At 54.2% G+C, this 22,740-nt stretch carries 24 protein-coding genes; 18 read left to right on the plus strand and 6 right to left on the minus strand.

Going from position 1 to position 22,740, the window contains the following annotated elements; all coding sequences use genetic code 11:
* Nucleotides 1-36 precede the first annotated feature (36 nt).
* Nucleotides 37-810: an imidazole glycerol phosphate synthase subunit HisF gene (hisF, locus tag LVD14_RS05070; RefSeq protein WP_237132946.1), complete on the plus strand. Its 774-nt coding sequence runs from the start codon at nucleotides 37-39 to the stop codon at nucleotides 808-810.
* Here the strand turns inward: hisF and LVD14_RS05075 are convergent.
* From LVD14_RS05075 to gpmI, 4 genes are read right to left on the minus strand one after another with little or no spacing between them, the layout of a single operon-like run.
* On the minus strand, nucleotides 805-1,818 hold the full coding sequence (locus LVD14_RS05075) for a divergent polysaccharide deacetylase family protein (protein ID WP_237132947.1): 1,014 nt from the start codon (nucleotides 1,816-1,818) through the stop codon (nucleotides 805-807). The genes hisF and LVD14_RS05075 overlap by 6 nt on opposite strands.
* A complete protein-coding gene (locus LVD14_RS05080; protein WP_272907164.1) occupies nucleotides 1,815-3,215 on the minus strand; it encodes a S41 family peptidase in 1,401 nt (466 codons plus the stop codon). Before LVD14_RS05080 ends, LVD14_RS05075 begins: the two co-directional genes overlap by 4 nt.
* 26 nt (nucleotides 3,216-3,241) lie before the next feature.
* Nucleotides 3,242-4,453 (minus strand): murein hydrolase activator EnvC family protein, encoded by a 1,212-nt coding sequence (locus tag LVD14_RS05085; protein ID WP_237132948.1) that lies wholly within the window; start codon nucleotides 4,451-4,453, stop codon nucleotides 3,242-3,244.
* 15 nt (nucleotides 4,454-4,468) lie between these two features.
* Nucleotides 4,469-6,025: a 2,3-bisphosphoglycerate-independent phosphoglycerate mutase gene (gene gpmI / locus LVD14_RS05090; RefSeq protein WP_237132949.1), complete on the minus strand. Its 1,557-nt coding sequence runs from the start codon at nucleotides 6,023-6,025 to the stop codon at nucleotides 4,469-4,471.
* 139 nt (nucleotides 6,026-6,164) lie between these two features.
* Here gpmI and LVD14_RS05095 point away from each other — a divergent pair, with 139 nt between their 5' ends.
* Both LVD14_RS05095 and secB read left to right on the plus strand, forming a co-directional pair.
* Complete coding sequence (locus tag LVD14_RS05095; protein WP_237132950.1) at nucleotides 6,165-6,584, plus strand: rhodanese-like domain-containing protein; 420 nt, start codon at nucleotides 6,165-6,167, stop codon at nucleotides 6,582-6,584.
* Nucleotides 6,585-6,661: 77 nt separating this feature from the next.
* Nucleotides 6,662-7,189: a protein-export chaperone SecB gene (gene secB, locus LVD14_RS05100; RefSeq protein ID WP_237132951.1), complete on the plus strand. Its 528-nt coding sequence runs from the start codon at nucleotides 6,662-6,664 to the stop codon at nucleotides 7,187-7,189.
* 118 nt (nucleotides 7,190-7,307) lie between these two features.
* Here secB and LVD14_RS05105 read toward each other — a convergent pair whose 3' ends face one another.
* Nucleotides 7,308-7,784: a tRNA (cytidine(34)-2'-O)-methyltransferase gene (locus LVD14_RS05105; RefSeq protein ID WP_237132952.1), complete on the minus strand. Its 477-nt coding sequence runs from the start codon at nucleotides 7,782-7,784 to the stop codon at nucleotides 7,308-7,310.
* Nucleotides 7,785-7,942: 158 nt separating this feature from the next.
* On the opposite strand from LVD14_RS05105, the gene LVD14_RS05110 reads away from it, so the two are divergent.
* The 15 genes from LVD14_RS05110 (at nucleotide 7,943) to LVD14_RS05180 (ending at nucleotide 22,259) form a co-directional block, all read left to right on the plus strand.
* On the plus strand, nucleotides 7,943-8,881 hold the full coding sequence (locus LVD14_RS05110) for a hypothetical protein (RefSeq protein WP_237132953.1): 939 nt from the start codon (nucleotides 7,943-7,945) through the stop codon (nucleotides 8,879-8,881).
* A gap of 3 nt (nucleotides 8,882-8,884) precedes the next feature.
* Nucleotides 8,885-9,490: a PilN domain-containing protein gene (locus LVD14_RS15535; protein WP_237132954.1), complete on the plus strand. Its 606-nt coding sequence runs from the start codon at nucleotides 8,885-8,887 to the stop codon at nucleotides 9,488-9,490.
* Nucleotides 9,487-10,179 (plus strand): hypothetical protein, encoded by a 693-nt coding sequence (locus tag LVD14_RS05120; protein ID WP_237132955.1) that lies wholly within the window; start codon nucleotides 9,487-9,489, stop codon nucleotides 10,177-10,179. The genes LVD14_RS15535 and LVD14_RS05120 overlap by 4 nt, the downstream gene beginning before the upstream one ends.
* Before the next feature lie 10 nt (nucleotides 10,180-10,189).
* A complete protein-coding gene (locus tag LVD14_RS05125; protein WP_237132956.1) occupies nucleotides 10,190-10,582 on the plus strand; it encodes a hypothetical protein in 393 nt (130 codons plus the stop codon).
* Complete coding sequence (locus LVD14_RS05130) at nucleotides 10,579-12,465, plus strand: type II secretion system protein GspD (RefSeq protein ID WP_237132957.1); 1,887 nt, start codon at nucleotides 10,579-10,581, stop codon at nucleotides 12,463-12,465. Before LVD14_RS05125 ends, LVD14_RS05130 begins: the two co-directional genes overlap by 4 nt.
* 20 nt (nucleotides 12,466-12,485) lie before the next feature.
* Complete coding sequence (locus LVD14_RS05135; protein WP_237132958.1) at nucleotides 12,486-13,406, plus strand: ExeA family protein; 921 nt, start codon at nucleotides 12,486-12,488, stop codon at nucleotides 13,404-13,406.
* Between the two features lie 6 nt (nucleotides 13,407-13,412).
* The gene (locus LVD14_RS05140; protein WP_237132959.1) at nucleotides 13,413-14,714 is read left to right on the plus strand and encodes a tetratricopeptide repeat protein; all 1,302 of its coding nucleotides are present in this window, start codon (nucleotides 13,413-13,415) and stop codon (nucleotides 14,712-14,714) included.
* Nucleotides 14,715-14,732: 18 nt separating this feature from the next.
* The gene (locus LVD14_RS05145) at nucleotides 14,733-16,547 is read left to right on the plus strand and encodes a GspE/PulE family protein (protein WP_237132960.1); all 1,815 of its coding nucleotides are present in this window, start codon (nucleotides 14,733-14,735) and stop codon (nucleotides 16,545-16,547) included.
* Nucleotides 16,548-16,549: 2 nt separating this feature from the next.
* The gene (locus LVD14_RS05150) at nucleotides 16,550-17,869 is read left to right on the plus strand and encodes a type II secretion system F family protein (protein ID WP_237132961.1); all 1,320 of its coding nucleotides are present in this window, start codon (nucleotides 16,550-16,552) and stop codon (nucleotides 17,867-17,869) included.
* Between the two features lie 151 nt (nucleotides 17,870-18,020).
* Nucleotides 18,021-18,638, plus strand: a complete 618-nt coding sequence (locus LVD14_RS05155) for a type II secretion system protein (protein WP_237132962.1) — start codon at nucleotides 18,021-18,023, stop codon at nucleotides 18,636-18,638.
* A gap of 361 nt (nucleotides 18,639-18,999) precedes the next feature.
* On the plus strand, nucleotides 19,000-19,650 hold the full coding sequence (locus tag LVD14_RS15440; RefSeq protein ID WP_272907165.1) for a type II secretion system protein: 651 nt from the start codon (nucleotides 19,000-19,002) through the stop codon (nucleotides 19,648-19,650).
* 134 nt (nucleotides 19,651-19,784) lie between these two features.
* On the plus strand, nucleotides 19,785-20,327 hold the full coding sequence (locus tag LVD14_RS05165) for a prepilin-type N-terminal cleavage/methylation domain-containing protein (protein WP_237132963.1): 543 nt from the start codon (nucleotides 19,785-19,787) through the stop codon (nucleotides 20,325-20,327).
* A complete protein-coding gene (locus LVD14_RS05170; protein WP_237132964.1) occupies nucleotides 20,320-20,901 on the plus strand; it encodes a type II secretion system protein in 582 nt (193 codons plus the stop codon). Before LVD14_RS05165 ends, LVD14_RS05170 begins: the two co-directional genes overlap by 8 nt.
* 1 nt (nucleotide 20,902) lies before the next feature.
* On the plus strand, nucleotides 20,903-21,763 hold the full coding sequence (locus LVD14_RS05175; RefSeq protein ID WP_237132966.1) for a prepilin-type N-terminal cleavage/methylation domain-containing protein: 861 nt from the start codon (nucleotides 20,903-20,905) through the stop codon (nucleotides 21,761-21,763).
* Nucleotides 21,764-21,815: 52 nt separating this feature from the next.
* Nucleotides 21,816-22,259: a hypothetical protein gene (locus LVD14_RS05180; protein WP_237132968.1), complete on the plus strand. Its 444-nt coding sequence runs from the start codon at nucleotides 21,816-21,818 to the stop codon at nucleotides 22,257-22,259.
* Nucleotides 22,260-22,289: 30 nt separating this feature from the next.
* Here the strand turns inward: LVD14_RS05180 and LVD14_RS05185 are convergent, their stop codons facing one another.
* Nucleotides 22,290-22,583 (minus strand): hypothetical protein, encoded by a 294-nt coding sequence (locus LVD14_RS05185; RefSeq protein WP_237132970.1) that lies wholly within the window; start codon nucleotides 22,581-22,583, stop codon nucleotides 22,290-22,292.
* Nucleotides 22,584-22,740: the final 157 nt, after the last annotated feature.

Consider the following 22,740-nt stretch of genomic DNA (forward strand, 5'->3'; position numbering starts at 1 on the left):
TAATCATTCAGGATGACTATTAGGAATTAAAGGCGCATGGCACTAGCAAAACGAATCATCCCCTGCCTGGACTGCGACAAGGGACGGGTTGTCAAAGGCGTAAAATTCGAAGACATCCGTGATGCAGGTGACCCGGTCGAAATATCGCGACGTTACAGCGATGCAGGTGCCGATGAAATCACGTTTCTTGATATAACAGCCTCCAGTGAAGGGCGCGAAACAACCGTTCAGACTGTAGAGGCGATAGCTGGTCAGGTGTTCATTCCGCTGACAGTTGGCGGTGGCATCCGAACTCTGGAAGATATCAGAACCATGCTCAATGCCGGCGCCGACAAGGTGTCGATCAATACCGCCGCTGTGGTAAACCCGGAGTTTGTACGCGAGGCTGCAGCGCGATTCGGGTCTCAGTGCATTGTGGTTGCGGTGGATGCCAAGAAAGTAAGCGAGGCCGGTGAGCCTGACCGCTGGGAAATATTCACGCATGGTGGACGCAAACCAACCGGCCTGGATGCCATTGAGTGGGTCAAGCGCATGGTATCTTACGGGGCAGGAGAAATTCTTTTGACCAGTATGGATCGTGATGGCACAAAAATCGGATTCGACCTGGCCCTGAATCGTGCGGTCAGTGACGCGGTTGATGTGCCTGTCATCGCATCAGGTGGTGTGGGTGAGCTGCAGCATCTGGTAGATGGTGTGCTGGAAGGTGGCGCTGACGCGGTATTGGCTGCCAGTATCTTCCACTTTGGTGAATACACAATCCCGCAGGCCAAACAATACATGGCCGAGCATGGCATTGAGATGCGTCTATAGTCTGCTGCTGTCCAGCAGCGTGGACACCAGCACCAGCTGCACACTGCCTAACGCCTGAAGCTGCGGCAGCCTCTCTTCAAGATAGGCGAGAGTTGCGGGGTAGGGGTGGCCGATGGCAACGGCTAATCCGCTTTGCTCAGCAATGCCTAAAGCACGCTGCATTTGCGCATCGATCGCCGACTCCTCGGCAACATTATCCAGAAAGACATGGCGCTTAAGCACCGGAATACCGTTCGATTTTGCCACGGTGGCTGCCACGCTCTGGGCGCTGGTCATGCTGTCAACAAAATACAGATCGTGCAATTTCAGTTCTTCCATCACCCACTGCATCGATTGAGTGACAGCAGTCAGTTCGCTGCCGGTATGATTATTAATGCCCTTGAGGTGCGGGATGTCAGCAATCGCACTGCGAAGTGCCGCTATCAATGATGTCTGGTCCTGTTGGGCAGTCAGTGCGCCAGGTCCCGGGTCGCTACCGGCAAGATTACTCATTGGGGCATGCAGCATGATTTCCTTGCCTGCCTGGTGTCCCGCTTCGGCAAGTCCGTGTGCATGTGGGGTGAATGGAAGAATGGCCAGCGTGACAGGGCCGGGCAAGTTCACTGCCTGTAGTCCAAGCTCCAGATTGTTGCCGATATCATCCAGAATAATGGCGAGGCGCGGAACCGCTCCATCGAGTGCCGGGCTGGCCGCTGGTTCCCTGGGTTCAGCAATTTCCTTGGGTTCAGCAATCTGTGCCTCAGATAATGCTTCACCAGTCTCGGTGCCAGAAAGCGGCGTGTCATCTTGAGTGACACCAGACACCTCCGTCACTGCAGCTGTTTGCAGTTCTGCAACCTGAAGGGCAGGATTTGCCGTCGAAGTTTCCTGATTGGCTGGTGCGGAGGGCTCCAGAACCAGAATCAAAAGGCCCAGAAGAGTGATGGCGATAAGAACATGCTTGTTTGCATAGGGCGCTGCGCGAGCAAGCAGCGCGCGCAGCCGGGTCGTGCCAGGTGATGGGCTCATCGGCGTGATCGCTGCATGATGTGCCAACCTTTCAGCAGTGTGAGCGCCTCATTCAGCTGATAGTCGCTGACCACAATCTGCTCGGACGATGTCACCGGGCGCGGGCCGGATGGTTCCGGGTCACTGTTTTCATTGACGCCAGGCAGGTGTCCCTCCAGGTCGCGCTCCGAATAGATGCCGCGGCGTTCCAGGCTGCGTGTGACCAATGCCTCATCAACGCTGATATCCGGTTCGATACCAAAGGCCTGAATGGAACGGCCACTGGGTGTGAAATACAGCGATGTTGTCAGCTTGAGTGCACGCTCATTGTTGATTGGCAGCACAGACTGAACAGAGCCCTTTCCGAAACTGCGGGTGCCCATGATCACGGCACGCCCCTGATCCTGCAGCGCGCCCGCCACAATTTCGGCTGCCGAGGCGGAACCGGTGTTGATCAGCACTACCAGAGGTACACCCTGACTGGGGTCGCTGGCAGTAGCCTGATAGGTTTCATTTGATTCGTTCATGCGTCCTTCGGTGTAAACGATCTGCCCATCAGTCAGGAACGCATCGGCGACTGCCACTGAAGCTTCCAGAACGCCACCCGGGTTGTTGCGAAGATCCAGTACCATGCCGTTCAATGGGCCACCATTGTTTTCAATCAGGGTCTCCAGTGCTTTCACCACTTCCTCGCCGGTATTGACGCGGAACTGGGCGATACGCAGGTAGGCATAACCCGGTTCGAGCATCCGATGTCGAACACTCTCTACCGAAATCACCTCGCGTGTCAGGGTCAGGTCAATCGGTTCTGACTCGTCATTGCGCATCAGCGTCAGGTCGATGGTCGTACCTGGCTCGCCGCGCAGCATTTCAATGGCGTCGTTGACGATCATTTCACGCAATGGACGGCCGTCGATCTCGACGATCAGGTCTCCGGCCATAACGCCGGCCCGATCAGCCGGTGAGCCGTCCAGAGGCGTGATCACCTTGATGTATCCATCTTCTTCGCCAACCTCAATACCCAGGCCACCAAACTGACCTTCGGTGCTTTCCTGCAGTGAGTCGTAATCATTGGCATTCAGGTAGGCGGAGTGCGGGTCGAGGCCAGCCAGCATGCCGCGTATGGCGTACTCGATCAGAGTCTGGTCATCGATGTCCTGCACATAGGCGCTGCGAATGGCCTCCAGCGCCTCGGCAAACATACGTACTTCGTTGATCGGCAACGGTCTTGTGTCAGCGGTCGGCTGCCCGGCCTCCGGGTTATCCATGACAGGCTGCGCAGACGTGGATACAGATGCTGTGGTGAGTATCAATCCCAGCAGTGCACCGAGCACGGAGCCGGCTGAGCGCGTAACAGATCTTGCGGCACGCCTGTCTGTGACAGTTGCCGACGCATCATGGGAATGTAGTGTGTTCATGAACTCTCCTCGTAGTGCTCAGCAGTTTAGCGCACTGTTTCAAGCCATTCGACCGGATTTAGTGTCTGACTGTTGCGGCGGATCTCGAAATACAGGCCAGGCATGCCCATGCCCGCATCCGTTCCGGCGGTTCCGACCGGTTCTCCGCGGTTTACCCAGTCTCCGCTTTGTTTGTTTAATGACTGCTGATGCGCGTAAAGGCTGAGATAGGCATTGCCGTGGTCGACGACAATCAGATTACCTGATCCGCGCAGCCAGTCGGCAAACACAACACGTCCGGGGTGAATGGCGCGAACCGCAGAACCTGCTTCCGCAGCAATGATGATGCCCTGGCGCTGAAGGTTGCCATCACTGTAGCGATCTCCATAGCGCGCCAGCAACTCACCCCGTAGGGGCCAGGGCATGCTGCCGCGCGAGTCTGCGAATGGCATGAGATCTTCAGGTGCCGGGATGTCTTCGACGATGCGATTGATCTCGTCGATCAGCTCCTGCAGCTCCTGGCGATCCTGCTTTAGTTGACTGAGCTCATCGCCACGTTCAGCCAGTTGTACATCCAGGCTGGCGATGATTTCCCGCCGTTGCTGCTGTGCCTCTGCCAGGGCACTCTGCCGGGCATTTAACAGTTCCGACTGTTGAGCGATGGCCACCTGAGCAGTGCTCAGTTCATCCGAGTTGGAATCAATCTGTGAAAGGGTTTCGCGCCACTGCCTGATCTGCTCCAGTCGATCCTGGTTTATGTGCTCAAAATATACCAGCATACGCTGGGTGGTTGCAGGGTCCTGCTGGTTCAGTAGAAGTTTTAGCTGGCTGTCGCTGCCTGCTTTGTAGGTGGCGCGCAATGCCTCGGCAATCTGCTGGCGCTGAGCGTCGCTGCGCTGCAACAACTCGCGGCGCTGAGATTCCAGGGTACGCAACTGGTTATCCAGATTGGCGAGCTGCTGCTCGTTCTGCGCGATCAGTTGTGACAGGTCTCTTGCCTCAGCGCCAAGACGATCCAGTTCAAGCTCTTCGGCGGAACGTTGCTGCCGGGTCTCCGACACCCACTGTTCAATGGCCGAAATGGCATTGTCCAGCTCATTCAGCCGGGTCTGATTGTCGTCCTGGGCGCTCGCCTGTGTTGCCAAAAACAACCCGGCCACAAAGACTGCAACGGCAACACAGTCAGGAAGCCGCAGAGGTCGCTGCTGCCAGCCCGAGCCAGCAGGCCGATCCGCTGTCGCGTCCCACTCGATTGCCATGAATTCAGTCCAGATTCAGGGTGCCATCAGCACGTGGCCAGTCATTTCTGGCGGAACATCCAGATCCATCAGCTTGAGCATGGTAGGCGCGATGTCGGACAGCGCACCCTCCTGTGTGAAGCGCCACTCGCGCGGACCCACATAGACAAGAGGCACAGGGCCAGAGGTATGTGAGGTCAGTGCCTGGCCTGACTCTGGATCCAGCATCTGCTCGACATTGCCATGGTCCGCAGTAATCAGCATTTGTCCGTCGGTGGCGCGAATCGCTTCTACCAGGCGGCCCAGGCATTCATCAAGTGTTTCCACAGCTTTTACCGCGGCGTCAAAATCGCCCGTGTGACCCACCATGTCGCCGTTGGCATAGTTGCAGACGATGGCGTCGAATTGTTTGTTGCTAATGGCTTCCACCAGCTTGTCGGTCACCTCTGGTGCGCTCATTTCAGGCTTCAGGTCATAGGTGGCCACGTCCGGCGAAGGGATCAGAATACGCTCTTCGCCGTCGAAGGGCTTCTCGCGCCCGCCGCTGAAAAAGAAAGTGACATGCGCATATTTCTCGGTTTCGGCAATGCGCAGCTGGCTGCGATTCTGGTTTGCCAGGTATTCACCCAGACTGTTGGTCAACTGCTGCGGGGGATAGGCACAGGCCGCGTATTCGTTAAGATCGGCGGCATATTCGGTGAGCATGACAAAGGCGCCGAGTGTGGGCTGAGCTTTGCGCACGAAACCGTCAAAGTCCGGATTGACCAGGGCATGCGCCAGCTGACGGGCCCGGTCTGCACGGAAGTTCATGAACACCACTGCGTCACCATCGGCAATTGCTACCGGGCTTTCTCCCTCGGCAGCGATGGCAGTGGCCTGCACGAACTCATCGTCTTCATCCCGCGCGTAGGCATCGGCCAGTGCCTGTTCGGCAGTGGGAGCAACGAATTGGCCCAGGCCTGCCGTGATGAGGTTGTAGGCGGTCATCATACGGTCCCAGCGCTTGTCCCGGTCCATGGCGAAATAACGGCCGACAACAGACACGATGCGGCCCAGGCCCTTTTGGCGCAGGGCTGCATCCGCCTTTTGGATGGATGTCAGGGCGCTACGTGGCGGCATGTCACGCCCATCAAGGAAGGCGTGGAGATAGATGCGCTTGACGCCTTTCTTATCGGCCAGTCTGATCATGGCCAGGATGTGGTCTTCGTGGGAGTGGATGCCGCCCGGCGACAGCAGCCCCATGATGTGCAGGGCGCGGTCTGAATCGGCGGCTTTCTGGGCGGCAGCGCACAGTGCCTTGTTGTCGTAAAAGCCTCCGTCAGCGATGTCCTTGTCGATCATGGTCAGGCTTTGATACACCACCCGTCCGGCACCCAGGTTCATGTGCCCAACTTCGGAGTTGCCCATCTGGCCGCCGGGCAAACCAACGTCTATTCCTGAGGTCTTGATAAGGGTGTGAGGGCAGTGCTGCCACAGTGAGTCCCAGACAGGGGTGTTGGCGGCAGCGATGGCGTTGGAGTCAGTTTCCTCCCGATGACCCCAGCCATCCAGAATAAGCAGCAGGGTGGCGGGGCGACTGGTAGTGTTGGTCATTGCTGTAGTCCTTGTGGTCTCTAGTCTGTAGCAGGTCGTTGACTTCGCCATTATCGCGGAACCGAGGCAAAAGTACCAATAGACATAAGGCCCGTGTATACTTCGCGGCTTGGTAGATTAGAGTAACGGGCTTGAAGGCATGGCACAGTTTATCGAATTCGTGGGCAATCACTGGATGCTGTCAGGATTGTGGATGGCGCTGTTGGTGGCGTTCCTGTTCCACCGCAGTAAAACCAATGCGCGCGCGGTTGGCACTCAGGAAGCTGTCATGCTGGTAAACAGAAAAGATGGTGTGATGCTGGATATCCGTGATAAAAAGGAATTTGACGCAGGACACATCGTCGATTCGATCCATATTCCCGCCAACAAGCTTTCAGAGCGATTGGCTGAGCTTGAAAAGTATAAATCCCGTCCCATTATTGTTGTATGCAAGCTGGGGCAGCATTCCGCCGACAGTTGCAAGATCCTGTCGAATGCAGGGTTTGATCAGGTCGTCAGGCTTCGCGGTGGTATGGCAGAGTGGCGTGGTCAAAACCTGCCAGTCGTGCAGAAAAAGTAGCACGAAACTCTACTTTACAAGTTAATTTACGCTAACAGCGTACTTCACAAACAGACAGCAAGAGAGATAGTCAGATCATGGCAGAGAACGAAAACAACCAGAATGGAAACGGCCAGGCAGCTTCACAATCAGCACAGCAGGCTGGTCAAGAAGGTCAACAGGGACCAATGTTCGCGCTGCAGCGCATTTACCTGAAGGATTCATCATTCGAATCCCCCAAGACGCCGGAAGTATTCCGCAGCCAGTGGGCTCCGAAGATCACTTTCAACCTGAACACCAGCAACAGCAAGATCGCTGACGGCGTTTACGACGTGGTCTTGAAACTGACTATCGAAGCCAAGCAGGACGACAATATTGCCTTCCTGGTGGAAGTGCAGCAGGCCGGTATTTTTACCTGCAATGGCTTTGCAGAAGCAGATCTGGAGCGCGTTCTGGCAACAGTATGCCCTAACATCCTGTTCCCATACGCTCGAGAAACCATTGATGCGCTGGTAACGCGCGGCAGCTTCCCGGCCGTCATGCTGGCCCCTGTTAACTTTGATGCAGTGTATGCGCAGTCCAAGGCGCAGCAGCAAGGTCAGAGCGGCGAACAGCCCGCTAGCTGATCGGCAACGAAACTGCCTGCCGGTCATCATCTTGAGATCGGCAGGCAAATCCACCTCATTCTGCATGTTCCCATCATTTCTTGAGTTTTCATGACTTTTGTCGTGAAACCGCGAAAATTTACAACAAATCTGGGAAGTCTTTTTGTCTAAGCGCTTCGTACAAAGCAATAGCCACCGTATTGGACAGGTTCAGGCTCCTGCTGTTGGCCTGCATCGGCAGGCGCAGTTTCTGACTGGCAGGTAGTGCGTCAAGCAGGTCCGGCGGCAATCCGCGGGTTTCGGGCCCGAACAGTAGTCCATCTCCTGCGTTGAAGGCAGCTTGATGGTAGTGTCGGCTACCCTTGGTCGTGAAACCATAAAGCAGGTTGTCAGGATAATGAGCCTGAAAATGCTGCTCGAATGATGCCCAGTCTGACCAGCGTGTGACCTGGCTCAGTTCGTGATAATCAAGGCCGGCACGGCGTACTTTCTTTTCATCCAGGTCAAAGCCGAGTGGCTCGATCAGATGTAGCGACGCACCGGTATTTGCGATTAATCGAATGATATTGCCGGTGTTGGGAGGGATTTCAGGTTGATACAGGATGATTTGAAACAATGTCTTGTCGCTGAGCCGTTAAAACGTCCCCAAATATACCCCTGAAGGGGGCTTTTTACTATAGAAATTGGTAGTTTGACGCTTATAATTCAACATATTATTAAATTGGCCGTCATAGTAGCTAGTTAGCTCAAAAGCGGTCTTCTGAGGTTGTGTTAGTGCTGAAATGGTTGGGGCGCAAGAATCGGGTCGATGGTCTGGTGGGTTTGTCGATAAATGATCGGCGGATCTCGCTTGCGCATGTAAGCCGTCGACGCGATGAAGTAGTTCTGGAGCACTGCCTGCACGAGGATCTGGCGCAAAGGAGTCTGCGGGACGGACTTATCCAGCTAGTCGATGAGCAACGCCTCGCGGGGGCTGATACCAACCTGGTGCTGGCGCCAGGCGACTACAGCGTCTACCTGGTGGATATGCCTCAAGTAGAGTCTGCAGAAGTGGCTGCGGCAGTCCGTTGGAAGATCAAGGACCTGCTGGATATGCCGGTTGAAGATGCGGTGATCGACGTGTTTCCATTGCCGGACGATGCTTTTCAGGCGCGCAAGCAGATGGTTTATGCAGTCGCGGCCAATCGTCCAAAGCTTGAGCAGGCTATTGAAGTGGTTGAGCGAAGTGGTCTGTCGTTGAGTAGTATCGATATCCCGGAAATGGCCATGCGCAACGTGACCACGCAATTCGCGGACGATAGCAATGGGCTGGCATTTATCGCCCTCAAGGCTAGTGGCAGCATGATGAATGTGACCAGGAATGGCGAGCTGTACCTGACACGTAAAATCAACACGCCGGTTGGGCCAGATGCGCTGCTCGAGGTTGATTGGGAGATGGTCAGGGACCGGCTTGCATTGGAAATTCAACGCTCTCTTGACTATTTTGAGAGCCAGATGGGACAAAGCCCTATTACACAAATCATGATTGCACCGCGTCAGAAAGACACTGAGTCAATGATGAATTCGCTTGCTGATGCGCTGGCGTCCCCAGTGGGCATGCTGGATTTTTACAATGACCTGGACGCGCCACAGGAGATTACTGCGGAAACCAAGGGTGCCTGCATGATGGCAATTGGCGCGGCACTGAGAACTGATAGCGTGGGGAGCGCCTGACACGTGGCCAGCAATAGCCAACAGATCAATCTTTATCTGCCAGAGCTGCGGCCCAGGCGTGATCTGGTAACTGCAGTTAGAGCAGTTCAGCTCCTGTCAGTGCTGTTTGGTCTGGCATTGTTGGTGTCGCTGTTCCAGTGGTGGCAGACCCGCAGCTATGAGAACCGACTGACAGAAGTCGAGCTGGCGCTTCAGGAACAGACTGCTCGCACTGAGCGGCTGGAAGCAGAAGTGGCCGCGCGTGCTACCGACCAGGCGCTGGTCCGCGAAATGGATACACGCGAGCTGAGGGTCCAGCAGGCTCGCGAGCTTTACGATTTTATGCAGGGAACGACCCTGGGCAATCTTGTCGGTTATTCACAGCATCTGAAAGACCTGTCGCGTGCCTCGTTCACAGGTCTGTGGCTGCAGGAGTTTCGTATCGTAGGTAACGCTGACCAGGTGATGATTCGTGGTGTGGCCCAGGAACCGGCTATGTTGCCTGACTACGTGGGACGCCTTAGTGGCGGTAGCAGTGCAATAAGCACCCGACGATTCAATCGCCTGATCAGTTCACGCGATGATAATCAGCAGTCCCTCTACGAGTTTACGCTGGAGGCCAGTGAATGAGTCTTAAACGGCGCCTGAAAGCAGCGGGGGACTCATTTGATCGACGCCCAGCTGCAGAAAAGACCATTCTTGCCGTGCTCGGTCTGGGTATGCTGGTCTGGTTGTATACGATTTTTGTGTTTGATCCATTGAGCCTCGCTCGTGATGAGGTTGCCCGCCAGCTAGCGACTACTGAGGCCCGGTTGGGGACCATGCAGCAGCGCGAGCGGACCGCAGTTATTATGGGGAACGAAGATCCCAATCAAGCTGTGCGGCAGCGCATTGAACGAGCCATGGCCAATCAGCAACAGCTGCAGCAGCAAATCGAATCCCTGGCCGGCAATCTGGTGACGCCTCAATCCATGACACGATTGCTGACTTCCATGCTGGAAAGCCGCGAGGGTCTGGAATTGATTCGGGTTGAAAACCAGATGCCTATTCCGATGCGCGACAACCTGGCTGAGAGCAGTGGCGAGGGCGGTGCCTCGCAGACGGATGACGCTGAGCGCCTGCAAATTTTCAAGCACGTTCTGAGGCTCGAGCTGGAAGGCGATTATTTAAGTCTTATCAGTTACTTGCGAAGCGTTGAGGCGTTCTCTGAGCGATTCTTCTGGGATGAACTTCATTTTGTTCAGACTACCTGGCCTAATGCCCGTATCACGCTGCAATTGCACACTCTGAGCGCTGAGGAGGGGTTCGTTGGTGTTTAGGCCTCGCATTATGACAGGATTGATTAGATTTGTGGCGCTTCTGGCGGCTGTGACAATAGGCAGCAGCCTGACCGCGCAGACGCTGACTATTGATGGCGAGGTTTTTCGCGACCCGACTCAGCCGCCGCCAAGTGGAATTGCAATGCAGGCCGCTGAAGCGATGGCGGTAGTTGCAGGTGGGCCAGAAATCGCAATCAATAACACTAATTACGTGGTCAGTTTTGTCAGAACAGGCGGGAATCGACCCATAGCAGTTATCAATGATCGTCAACTGACAATCGGTGATATTGTTGACGGTGCCGAAATAATGGATATTCGCAACGGGGAAGTTGTGCTGTCAGCCGCAGGCAGAGATTACGTGTTAACAGCTTTTACGCGCTCAATCAGGGAGCCGGTTGAATGAGTTTCGAATTAAACCAGCAGACAAATGTCAGATGTCGTGAGCTGCGAATTTTGTTCGTGGCCGTGGCTTTTGCCATGCTTGGTGGCTGTGGTAGTGCGGCGGTAACCAATCAGCCCAGCACCGAAGTACTGGGCACCATGCAAAATGTCCTGAATGAAGCCGAGTACGGTTATGATGATGACCTCGCGCCACCGCCTGACGCCGACATCGTCAGAAATCTGATGCCCGGGCTGTCGCTAAACGATGACGTGCTGATCGAAGTCGAAGAGCGCTTCAATATTGTGGCAAATCGAGAACAGGCCCGAGATTTTTTTAATGGTCTGGTCGCCGGCACAGAGTATGGTATGACGATCAGCCCGGATGTGGAGGGCGAGATTACACTTAACATGCCGAATACTACGATCGAAGAGGCTATGACAGCTGTTGCTGACACTTACGGCTTCCAGGTCACCCGTAATGGCAGCACCTGGCAGGTTCGCCAGCCTGGCATGGAAACCCGCATCTTCACCATAGACTATCTGAACGTCAGTCGCAGTGGTAATTCGAGCGCTTCGGTATCGTCCAATAGTAATAGTGGTGGCGGTGGTGGTGCCGGTTTGGGCGGACTGGGTGGAGCCGGAGGCTTTGGTGGCGGTCTCGGTGGCGTCGGTGGCTTTGGTGGTGGCTTTGGTGGTGGTGGCTTTGGTGGCGGCGGACTCGGCGGTGGGCTTGGAGGCGCAGGTGGTTTCGCAGGTGGCGGTTCCGGTGGCGGCGGCGGGCAAGTAACCACGCAGACAGAGACAGACTTCTGGAGCGATATTCAGCAAACCCTTGAAGGAATGCTGGGGCTCAGCTCAGTCTCCCGCAGTAATAACCAGACATCCGGCCTGGGTAACGGGACGGGTCTTCTTTCAGGGTTAGTATCAAACGCGCCTCGTGCTAGTGCGGCAACAGACGAAGATGGTCGGTCTGTGGTTGTCCAGCCTCAGGTCGGCCTTGTCATGGTGACGGCAACACCACAAGAACTGGAGCGTGTAGCCACCTATATCGAGACGGCTCAGGACATTCTCGGACGGGAAGTAACTATTCAGATACAGTTCCTCGAGGTCATTCTCAATAAAGGATTCCAGTCAGCGATAGACTTTGACACCTTCGGGCCCGGTGGCAGCAGCAATTCGGACAATCGGATTGTTGGACAGTTTGGAGCCGGCGAACAGTCCAGCAATATTGACGCCATTTCCAACCCATTGTCGATAACTACCAATTTTACCGATTTCGATGCGGTACTCCGATTGCTTGAGTCACGGGGCACGACGCAGGTATTGTCCAGTCCCAGTTTGAAGGTGCTAAACAACCAGAAGGCAGTCTTTCAGGATGGCGATCAGGAATATTTCCAGACTAATGTCGGTTCAAACGTCGTCAGTAGCGGTGGCGCTGTCACAGAGTCCTCGTCAAGCAACCTGGAACAGTTCTTCTCAGGTATTTCAATGGATATTACCCCGCAGATCAGCGCCGCAGGCGAGATAACGCTGCACGTGCATCCGACCATCACGACAGTCAGCGAGCAGAACAAGTCAGTAGATGGTCAGCAGGTGCCGTTGGCACGGACCACCGTGCGCGAACTGGACAGTGTTATACGCGCCCGCGACGGCAGAATCGTCGTGCTGGGCGGTCTTGCTTACGAACGCAGTATAGACACTTCCGCAGGTGTGCCTGGATTGAACGACATTCCTGTAGTTGGTGCCGCCTTCGACCAGCGTCGCCGTACTACGGTTAAAAGCGAGTTTATCATTCTGCTGCGGCCGATTATTGCCAATCCGCAGTCAGAGCAGCAGTTGATTCGCGAGCGCAGTGACAGGCTGCGTGCATTAGGGCAAGATATCAACCCATTCGCGAATCAATAGCCAGAGGGTTGGTAGGCGCCATGTATCTGGAACATTTCGGTCTGCAGGAATCTCCGTTCTCGCTGACACCCAATACCGAGTTCTTCCTGAACATGGCGAGTTATCACGAAACCTTCAATATGTTGATGGTTGCGATCGCCAATCGTGAAGGGTTCATCAAGGTTGTTGGAGAAGTCGGTACGGGCAAGACCATGCTGTGCCGCAAGGTGCTGAATACACTTGAAGAAGATGCGCATCGCTACGTAACCGCTTATATTGCGAATCCGGTATTGAGCCCCAAAGGTCTATTTCTGGCCTTCGCCGAAGAACTGGGAATCGAAGTCGATAATGATATCGGGCATCACAGTCTGTTAAAAAAAATATCGCGCACACTGATGGAGCTTTCAGCGGAAGGGCGACAGGTCATACTGTTTATTGATGAAGCGCATGCAATGCCTCAGAAAACGCTGGAGGCACTCCGACTACTGACCAATATAGAAACTGAAAAGTCAAAGCTTTTCCAGGTAATCTTGTTTGCTCAGCCGGAGCTGGACGATATGCTGCGCGACAAATCATTGCGACAGTTACTGCAACGCATCACGTTTTCGTATCGGCTTGAAAGTCTGGACCGGGATGGCGTAGAGCGCTATGTATCACACCGAATGGCGAAAGCTGGCTACAACGGACCAGCCGTTTTTTCGTCCAAAGCGCTTGATGACTTGACTTCGGCTTCGCATGGAATTCCCAGGCTGATCAATATCCTGTGTCATAAGGCCTTGATGGTGGCATTCGGTCGAGGCGATCGTAGTGTCGAGCGTGACCATATGCAACGTGCCATCGCCGATACAGAAGGGGTTGAATTACAGCCACCGTCGCCCAGCTACCTGCGCCGCATCAGCGCGGTCATGGCCGTCATGGCGATTGCGCTGGCGGTTTACATGTTTAATTATTATTTGCGGTAGTTTGTCATGAGTTTAATCAACGACATGCTCAGAGACCTGGACGCACGGCGTCGCGATGCGCCGAGTCACGGAGCTGGGTCGGATAAACTCGTTCCAGCCACTCCCAGTTCGAGCTATCGTTCAGCAAAGCGCTCTGGAGTTCAGCCATGGTGGGTCGCGGTGGCAGCGCTGTTAATAGTCGCAGCCGCCACTGCCTTCTGGTTCCTGCGAGGTGCGCCAGCAGAGCAACGTACGTTGGCCCCTGTCTCTCTTGCAACGCCCGGCAGTGTCGCAAGCGCAGTCCAGGATGCGCCACAGGCTGAGTCGGATGCTGAAGCTGAGATGATTCGTGAACTTGAAAGGCGTCTCCAGGATCTTGAACGGCAGAATGAGGTCTTGGCGAATCAACAGGAAAATCAGTCGCTATCGTCGCCGTCAATGACAGCCAATTCGATCCGTTCGGATTCAGCCAGTGCCGTATCGATAGTGACAAGCAACGCTGGTCAGGCTCAAGCGGCCAGCAGCTGGCAGCCTCGTGACTGGGAAGTAGAACAGCAAAGCAGGCAACAGGCAGCAGCGCCCTCGCAGCAGCCCCAGTCTGGAACGTCCTCGCCGCAATCGGCTGATGGAGACGCGTCAATGGTGTCGGCTGCTACATCTGCGATATTGGCACCTGATCAATCGGGCGCGAGCGTGTCATCCGCGCCTGCTCAGTCAGCGGGGATAGTTCGCGAGCAGCAGCCACTGTCGCTCGGCGAACGAGACCGGCGTGAAGTCCAGACCGCCCTTGAGCAGTGGGCTGACGGCCAACGTATGGCCGCACTGCAAACGCTCGACAGCTTTATTTATCAAGAGCCGGAGGCGCATCTTGCACGAGAGATGCTGGCAAAACTTTTGATTCAGCAAGGAGAGCCAGAAAGGGCACTTCAGGCGGTTGAGCTGGGCTTGCGTATATCGCCCAATCAGGCCGCCTATAAGAAAATTAAGGCCCGCTTGCTGGTAGATGCTGGACAGGCACAACAGGCTGCAGATGTGCTCATGCAGCGCCCGCCGGCGATGTCCGCCGACGTTGAATATCACGATATGTTGGCAACCGCGTTACTGGCCAGCCAGAATTTTCGCGAAGCCATTAGTGCCTATCAGGCGTTATTACGCGAAAACGACTCAGTTGGGCGCTGGTGGTATGGCCTGGCAGTTGCTCTCGATACAACTGGCCGACGGCCTGAGGCGGCTGATGCTTACCTGCAGGCTGCCCGTCGTGACGACCTTCCAGCAGTACTACGTGAACAAAGCCGGGAACGGCTCGCGCTGATCAGAGCCGCCCAATAAGAAGCAACGGACACCCTTATGGCCGTTAGACAGAAAATCAGAATCGGTGACCTGCTGGTTAAAAATGGTGTGATCACCGAAGAACAATTGCAGCAGGCGCTCGCCAAGCAAAAAACGACAGGTCTGCGCCTTGGCCGTACGTTGATCAATCTGGGTTTTGTACAGGAAGATCGCTTCCTTGAGTTCCTTTCTGAGCAGCTTGGTGTACCTTTTGTCGACCTGCGCCGCTACAAGTTTGATCCTACCGTCGTCCAAAGACTTTCAGAGACTCATGCACGTCGTTTCCGTGCGATCGCCTTGTCTGAGAAGGGTGGTCTCCTGCTGGTGGGCATGGCTGATCCCACTGATATCTACGCGATGGATGCCCTGGAGCGATTGCTGCAGCAGCCCATCGAGGCAGCCGTTGTTCGCGAGAGTGAGTTGCTGGCGACTCTGGATATGGTGTATCGCCGTACTGATGAAATTGCCGGTTTTGCAGAGGAGTTGGACGAGGAGCTGACCGACGGTCAGTTTGACCTTGCCGCGCTAACGCCAGCAGATGACGACAGTGACGCGCCAGTCGTCAAACTGCTGCAATCACTGTTTCAGGACGCCGTACAGATTCGAGCCTCGGATATTCACATTGAGCCGGATGAAACGGTATTGCGAATTCGCCAGCGGATAGATGGAGTGCTGCAGGAGCAGATTGTCAAAGAGCGACGGATTGCGCCCGCACTTGTGTTGCGCCTTAAATTGATGTCTGGTCTGGATATCTCCGAGAAACGTCTGCCTCAGGACGGTCGCTTCAGTCTAAAGGTCAAGGAACGCAAGATCGACGTGCGTCTGTCGACCATGCCGGTTGAATACGGTGAATCCGTTGTAATGCGTCTTCTTGACCAGACAGATGGTGCTGCGGATCTGGATCAGGTGGGCATGGCACCCGAGATGCTGGAACAGTTCCGGCGATTAATCCACATGCCGCATGGCTTGATACTGGTCACGGGTCCTACCGGTTCTGGTAAAACTACAACTCTGTATGGTGCCTTGCAGGAACTGAATGATGCTGGCAAAAAAATCATTACAGTCGAAGACCCGGTGGAATATCGGTTACATCGTGTCAACCAGGTTCAGATCAACCCCAAAATCGGCTTGAGCTTTGCTCGTGTCCTGCGCGCTGCGTTGCGTCAGGACCCCGACATACTTCTGGTTGGTGAGATTCGCGACCAGGAAACCGCTGAAATTGCGCTGCGCGCCGCGATGACAGGTCACCTGGTGCTCTCAACATTGCATACCAATGACGCCGTTTCCAGTGCGATGCGACTGGTCGATATGGGGGCTGAGGGCTTCCTGGCGGCTACCGCAATAAGGGCAGTCATGGCGCAGCGACTGGTACGCAAGCTGTGTGATAACTGCTACATTGATTACACGCCGAATTCGCGTGAGCAAGCCTGGATCAAACACACCTTGGGCGATCGCGCTCAAATCAGCGTGTCCCTCAAACAGGCCAGTGGCTGCCACCGATGCAATAATACTGGCTATCGAGGCCGAATCGGTGTGTTTGAGCTTTTGGTGCTGAATGACGAAATGGCCGATGCATTGCGCCGCTCAGATTCCTCGGATTTTGTTAAGGCTGCAAGGCGAAGCAAGGGTTATCGTCCGCTTGTGGTCAGTGCTATGTTGGAGGCGCTGGATGGTATCACCAGCCTGGAAGAGGTTTATCGCGTCGCCGAGCAGATCGACGAAAGTAGCGACTGGATGCAAATCGAGCAATCTGATGTGAGTGAAGATATCAATCCTGATTCCGGTGAACAGGCGCAAGACAAACACACCATTGCCTGGGACGAAGGTAGCTGATTATGGCTTACTTTCAATACAAGGCCCGAAATAACCAGGGCTCCTTAATTTCTGGCAGCCTGGAGGCCGTCAATCTGGATGCCGCCGCGAGTGAGCTGCTGGGGCAGGGATATACACCGATCGATATTCAGGCTGCTCGCGGGCGCAGCGCCAATTCCAAACGGGAGGCCGAGCCTGGCAAACCCCAAAGCCGTCCGAGACCGACTGGCAAATCAAAGCCGGGTGGCAAGGTAGACCTGAATGCAGATGCTTTTCAGGTGCTCAATGCCGCGCTAAAAAAGCGCAAGATTACCCTGGACGACCAGATTATATTTGCTCGCCAGATGCAGAGTCTGACCAAAGCGGGCATGCCTCTGGACCGAGCGCTGAAAGGCCTGCAGGCTTCAAACAAGAATCCATCGTTTCAGGCGATCCTGAAGCAGATTCAGCAAAGTCTTGAGTCAGGGCAGACCTTGTCTACAGCACTTGGACATCACCCAAAGATATTTTCTACCTTGTTTGTATCGCTGGTGGATGTGGGAGAAAACACAGGGCGACTGGATTTGGCCTTCGAGCAGATCGTTCGTTACCTGGAGTTGGAAAAGAACACACGCAAACAAGTAAAGAGTGCGACGAGATATCCCACGTTTGTGATGGCGACAATTGCGGTCGCGCTGGGCGTAATTACTTATTTTGTAATTCCCGCATTTGCCGATACCTTCGCGCGCTTGGGTGCCGAGCTACCGCTGGAAACCCGAATTCTTGTGGGTATCTCCAATTTCGTGGTCATGTGGTGGCCTGTGTTGCTAGGTGGAGGTGTTACTTTGCTGGCTGCTTTCAAGATTTGGTCCGGATCGCCCAAGGGTGGTTTGATGTGGGATGAAAAAAAGCGCATGTTGCCCTTGGCGGGCAAGGTTATCGAAAAAGTAGCACTGGCGCGTTTCGCGCGAACGTTTTCAATGATATTGAAGTCTGGTGTACCCATCGTGCACGGTATGGGCGTAGTTGCTAGCACGGTCGGTAACCGCTTTATTGCAAAGCGTATTATCAAGATGCGAGAGGGCATTGCTCGGGGCGAGACGTTATACAATACAGCTGTCAACGCTGGCATGTTTTCGCCGCTGGTGTTGCAAATGATCGCTGTTGGCGAGGAAAGCGGCACCATCGACCAGTTAATGGAAGATGTGGCCGAATTTTATGATGCTGAAGTGGAATATGAGCTCAAGCGTATGGGCGAAGCTATCGAGCCTATATTGATAATTGTTATAGCAGGTATGGTCTTGATCCTAGCCCTGGGTGTGTTCCTGCCAATCTGGGATCTAAGCACGGCGACTCGCTCCTGATGTTCAGTATTATCCTGATTGGGAACATTCTGGGACAAATTACTATCTGTTTTGGTGCATTTGGGGCTGATAAAGACATCTCGCTCTAGTCTGTGCTGAAACTGCCTGATAGTCTCTGCGAAAGATCGCGATAGAGCCAATCGAGCATTAAATGAAGGAAACCCGAGGTCAACGCATAGCTGCCGGGGCACGACAGAGCGGTTTCTCGCTGTTTGAGATGACGGTCTACATTTTGGCCGCGTCAATATTGTTCGCTGCAGCCTTCAATCGATACCAGGCTTTTCCTGGCGAGGCGGAGCGTGCGAACTTTCTGGCGGTGCAGGCCCAGCTCAATGCGGGAATCAACCTGCAGATGATGCGATTAATTGCCTCGCAGGACTGGCACAACGCCCAACGGCTCGATGGCATGAATCCGATGGAGCTGATGCTGACGCCGCCGGGCAATTATGTTGGTGAGATCGTTGGCGCAGACATTACAAGCCTGCCAAGGCGTATCTGGTACTTTGATCGCAGTCGTAGTGAGCTGGTTTATCTGGCAGAAAATGCCGAAAATCTCTACCTGCTCAACAATGGACAACGTGTCCCAACTGAGCGACTAAGTTTCAGAGTGAGCAACCGCTACTCTGGCAGCGGAAATTGGGAAGGCATTGTACTAGCGCCGGTGTTGCCTTATGAATGGCAATCCGTGCCACTGGAAGTGCCGACAGCACCGCCGGTAGGCGGAATCGTAGAAAATGGACTGCCAGACGGAGTTTCGGTGGGCCAATAAGGGAAGAAAACGGCTAAGGTGGCCATAAAACGCTGGCTGGCAAGTGGTAGAAAGGGACAAAAAGGGGTAAAAAAGGAAAAATTGGGGAAGCTTAGGGCGCAGGCATCTAGTTTGACGATAATCGCGCTGCTACGATGACTTCCAAGCTAGTAAGCGAGCGATTGTTCCTGCAATAGCAAAATAGACTAACAGTCGTGGAATACACCAGTTGTAAAAATACGTAACGAAAAGAAATGCTGAGTGATCATTGAACGTTTGCGGTAGATCGAAAACTTTTAACCAATTAAAACTTGATTAACGCTGGAACGGGATACGGAAAGGCGAGAGCTGATACCAGACCCACTATTTAAGGAGTGAGGAAATGAATATTCAACTTAAATCGAAACAACAGAAAGGTTTCACAATCATTGAGCTGATTGTGGTCATTCTGCTTCTGGGTATCCTGGCTGCAACTGCTCTGCCGAGATTCCTGGATGTTACTGATGAAGCCCACGATGCAGTTGTCGACGGTCTGGTCGGTGGTCTGAATACTGGCGCAGCCCTGTTCAGAGCTACCTGGGTTGCTCAGGGCCAATCTGTGACTGAGGACGTTGATGGCTTTGGTCTGGGAACTTTGTTTGCAAATAGCAACGGCTACCCGGTAGGCACTACAACCTCAGCTAACATGACAGCTACCAGCTGTGAAGCAATCTATAACGGCTTGTTACAATCAGGTCGTCCAGAAGCCGCTGATGTCACAGTGCCCTTTGCCGACATCGCCTCCGCGACCGCAATTTCAGAAGACATCGATACAGCAGCTGGCGCAGATGCCGATATGCAGGTTGCAGCAGTCACCATCCCCGATGCTGGCGGTTATGACGATGCCGTTGAATGTCGCTACTACTACATTGGTCAGTTCCGTCGCGCACCTGCCTCAGATGCAACCGCTGCGACAATCCCGCTTCTGACATTGAGTCTGACAAATGGCGAAGTCACCGTCTCTGACTTTACTTACCAACTGCCGACTCCATAAATCCGAGCAGTTAATGTGACGTCACAGGGCGTCGCTGAAATACAAAAAGGCCTCAAGCCAGCGCACGGCAAGAGGCCTTTTTGTATTAAAGTCTGCGTAAAGGTACCGATAGCTGCAAATCCTCGGAGAGGCCGATGCATAAAAACAGTCCAGAGGCCGGGTTCACAATCACCGAAATAGTTATTGTGATTGTTTTGGTGGGCATTATTGCAGCCCTGGGCATGTCCCGTATTCTCCGCTCAGACACTTACAATGCCATCATTGTCCGTGACCAGGTTGTATCATTGTCCCGCTCTGCACAGCAACGCGCCATTGGCCGCTCGGATGTAGTCTTGACCCTGCGTCCCGTTGGCAGCAACCTGGAAGTTGAAGTCGAGGACGATAACGGCGTGATGCAGAGAGCTACTCTGGGCCTGGATAGTGTCTTGCTTAGCGCTGATGTGAACGAACTCGATAGCTGTGGCAGCACGACAGGCTCGACAACGTTAACAACTTCCAACGAACTGGTTTTTGAGTTTGATGAATTGGGCGATCTGCTGCGCGGCGGGGTAACGGGTTCGCCTGGCTACCCGGTCACAGTGACAAACGGAGCTCGCTTATGCATCGACAACGATCCGCTCATGTCCGTTTGTTGGTCGACCTCCGGCTACGCCTATGTGGGGGACTGCATTGAATAACCATCCAGCCATAGCGCACCAGCGAGGTGTCACACTAATCGAGCTGATCACCGTTATAGTCATTATGGGGGTGGCCTTGATAGGTGTGACTACAGCTATCTCATCAGCAGTGTCACGAAGCTCGGATGTCATGCTTGAAACACGGGCGCTGGCGCTTGCCCAGAGTTATCTGGACGAGATTCTGGCGCGGCGCTTTGATGAGAACTCCGCGCCGCGAGGTATCCCGCCGTGCAGGGCCAATTGCACAGCGGAGGGCAGTTTTGGGCCGGATGGAGGGGAGACTGGCCGCGAGGACTATGATGATGTGGATGATTACAACGGCCTCGACGAGGGTTACGAACAGCCTAACCCGTTACGTGATGCTGAGGGTAATACCCGAGAAGGGTACGAAAATTTCAGGGTTCAGGTCTCAGTCCGCTATCTTGAGCTGGGCAGCGGGGGAACGGAGGAAAATCTGGCCAGTGAACCTAATGACCTGGACGATGAACAGGACGCTAAATTAATCACGGTCACTGTCAGCCATGTGAGTCGTCCAGAAGGGTGGGATTACAGCGCCTACAAGGCTAACTTCTAATATGAATACTTACCGAAACAGAAGCCAAGGCATCAGCTCATCACGAGGTTTTACGCTTATTGAACTCGTGATCACCCTCGTTGTCTCCGCGATTCTGGCTATCGGAATCGTTGGTTATATCGGAGATGCAGTGGAAGGTTTCTCGGCAGCGGGCAATCGCAATAAACTGGCGACCTCAGGCAGAAGCGTAATCGACCGCTTGACCCTGGAAATGCATAACGCAGTACCCAATAGCATTCGAGCTTCAACAGCCCAAGGCACTGGCGACCAATGTCTTGAGTTTGTCCCATTTATCGGTGCCTCAAGTTACCGCGATGCGCCATTTACCGGCAGTGGCGCTGCCGAATTCGAAGCGATCGACTTCAATCCGGCGTTAACACTAGCATCTCCGGCCGGGCGCTACGCCGTCATTTACCCTATTAGCACTCAGGCTTTGTATGACGGAGGCTCACCCGGGCCACGCGCGTTAATTGACGAAATCGAAGACACCGGTGGCAATGATGGAATAGTCACGGTTCGACTTGACGCACCGCATCGTTTCTCTCGTCGCTCTCCAGTAGACCGCTTCTACGTCGCTGAGCAACCAGTGAGTTTTTGTGTGGAAGGCGGGCGCCTGTTCCGCTACGAAAATTATGGTTTTCAGTCCAGCCAATGCACGCCGGATACCGTCTCCTGCTTACCTGAGACGGCGCCTGATCGCACGCTTATCAGTCTGAGTATCGATAACGCAACGTTGACAGCGTTTGAAATCATGCCTGAGACATTACGTCGAAACGCCATTATTGCGATTGATTTGAATTTTAGTGACTCAGGTGATGACGTGCGGATAAAACACGAGGTGTTGACGCGAAATGTACCCTGATCATCACATACAACTTTGGGTAACGAGCAAAACAGGACGAGCAACTGGGCTAGTGCACGGGCGCCCGCTGAAGCCATTTCCTTATAAGCAGCGGGGCATTGGTCTGCCTGCCGCGATTTTTGTTATTACCTTGATGGCCGTGATTGCGGTCAGTATCAACTACCTGGTCTCGCAAAATGCTGAAACCTTCGAAGAAGAAAACCGCCTTACACGCGCCTTTTACGCGGCAGAATCAGGGGCTGGCTTCGCAATGAATGCCCTGTTCCCACCAGAAGAGTTTCCCAACTACGACACCACTGCGATATGCCCGGAAAATGCCGGGAGCCCGCGCGAGTACGATTTTGAGGCTGATGGCCTGTCAGCTTGCAGTGCCGCAGTCAGCTGCGTAACCGACGCGACAGTGGATGGTCGGGATTATTTCACCATCACCAGTGTCGGCAGTTGCGGGGATGTAACCCGCACTGTGCGGGTTCGCACCAGCTTTGATGCCGATTAAGCTGTTGCTAAATCAAGGCATCAAAACGTACTAGATTGCACCAACGGCAACAAAGATGGCGAGTACCACGAGTATCGTCAATACTGCAGTAACGCTGTAAGTGACAGCATTGCTGGGCCCTACATGGCAGCGGTATGGGTCCAGTTGCCGGGTGTGGTCACTGTCGCGCTGAGCGATGTCGCGTTGCAGGCGGATTTTGAAGTTGTCGAACTTCTCAACGAGTTGCCAGCCCGCCTGAGCTTCTTCGTGCAGGGTCTGTTTCAGATTGGCGGGTTTGGCAAAGTAGGGAACGGTCGATTGAATGACTTTGTATTCCAGGTCCATGGTCGTCTCCGCAGCCGTTGAGGATTTTGTAAATCAATTTTGTGGCCAGCCGGTCTATTATGCAACGACTCGTGCGGCTAGAGTGGGACAAATTGGGGCATTTTTGTGGGCCGAAAGATACGACAGATCTGAATTAAGCCGCCATATTAGATAGAAT

The sequence above is a fragment of the Pseudohongiella sp. O18 genome, from assembly GCF_021729085.1.
Lineage (GTDB): Bacteria > Pseudomonadota > Gammaproteobacteria > Pseudomonadales > Pseudohongiellaceae > Pseudohongiella.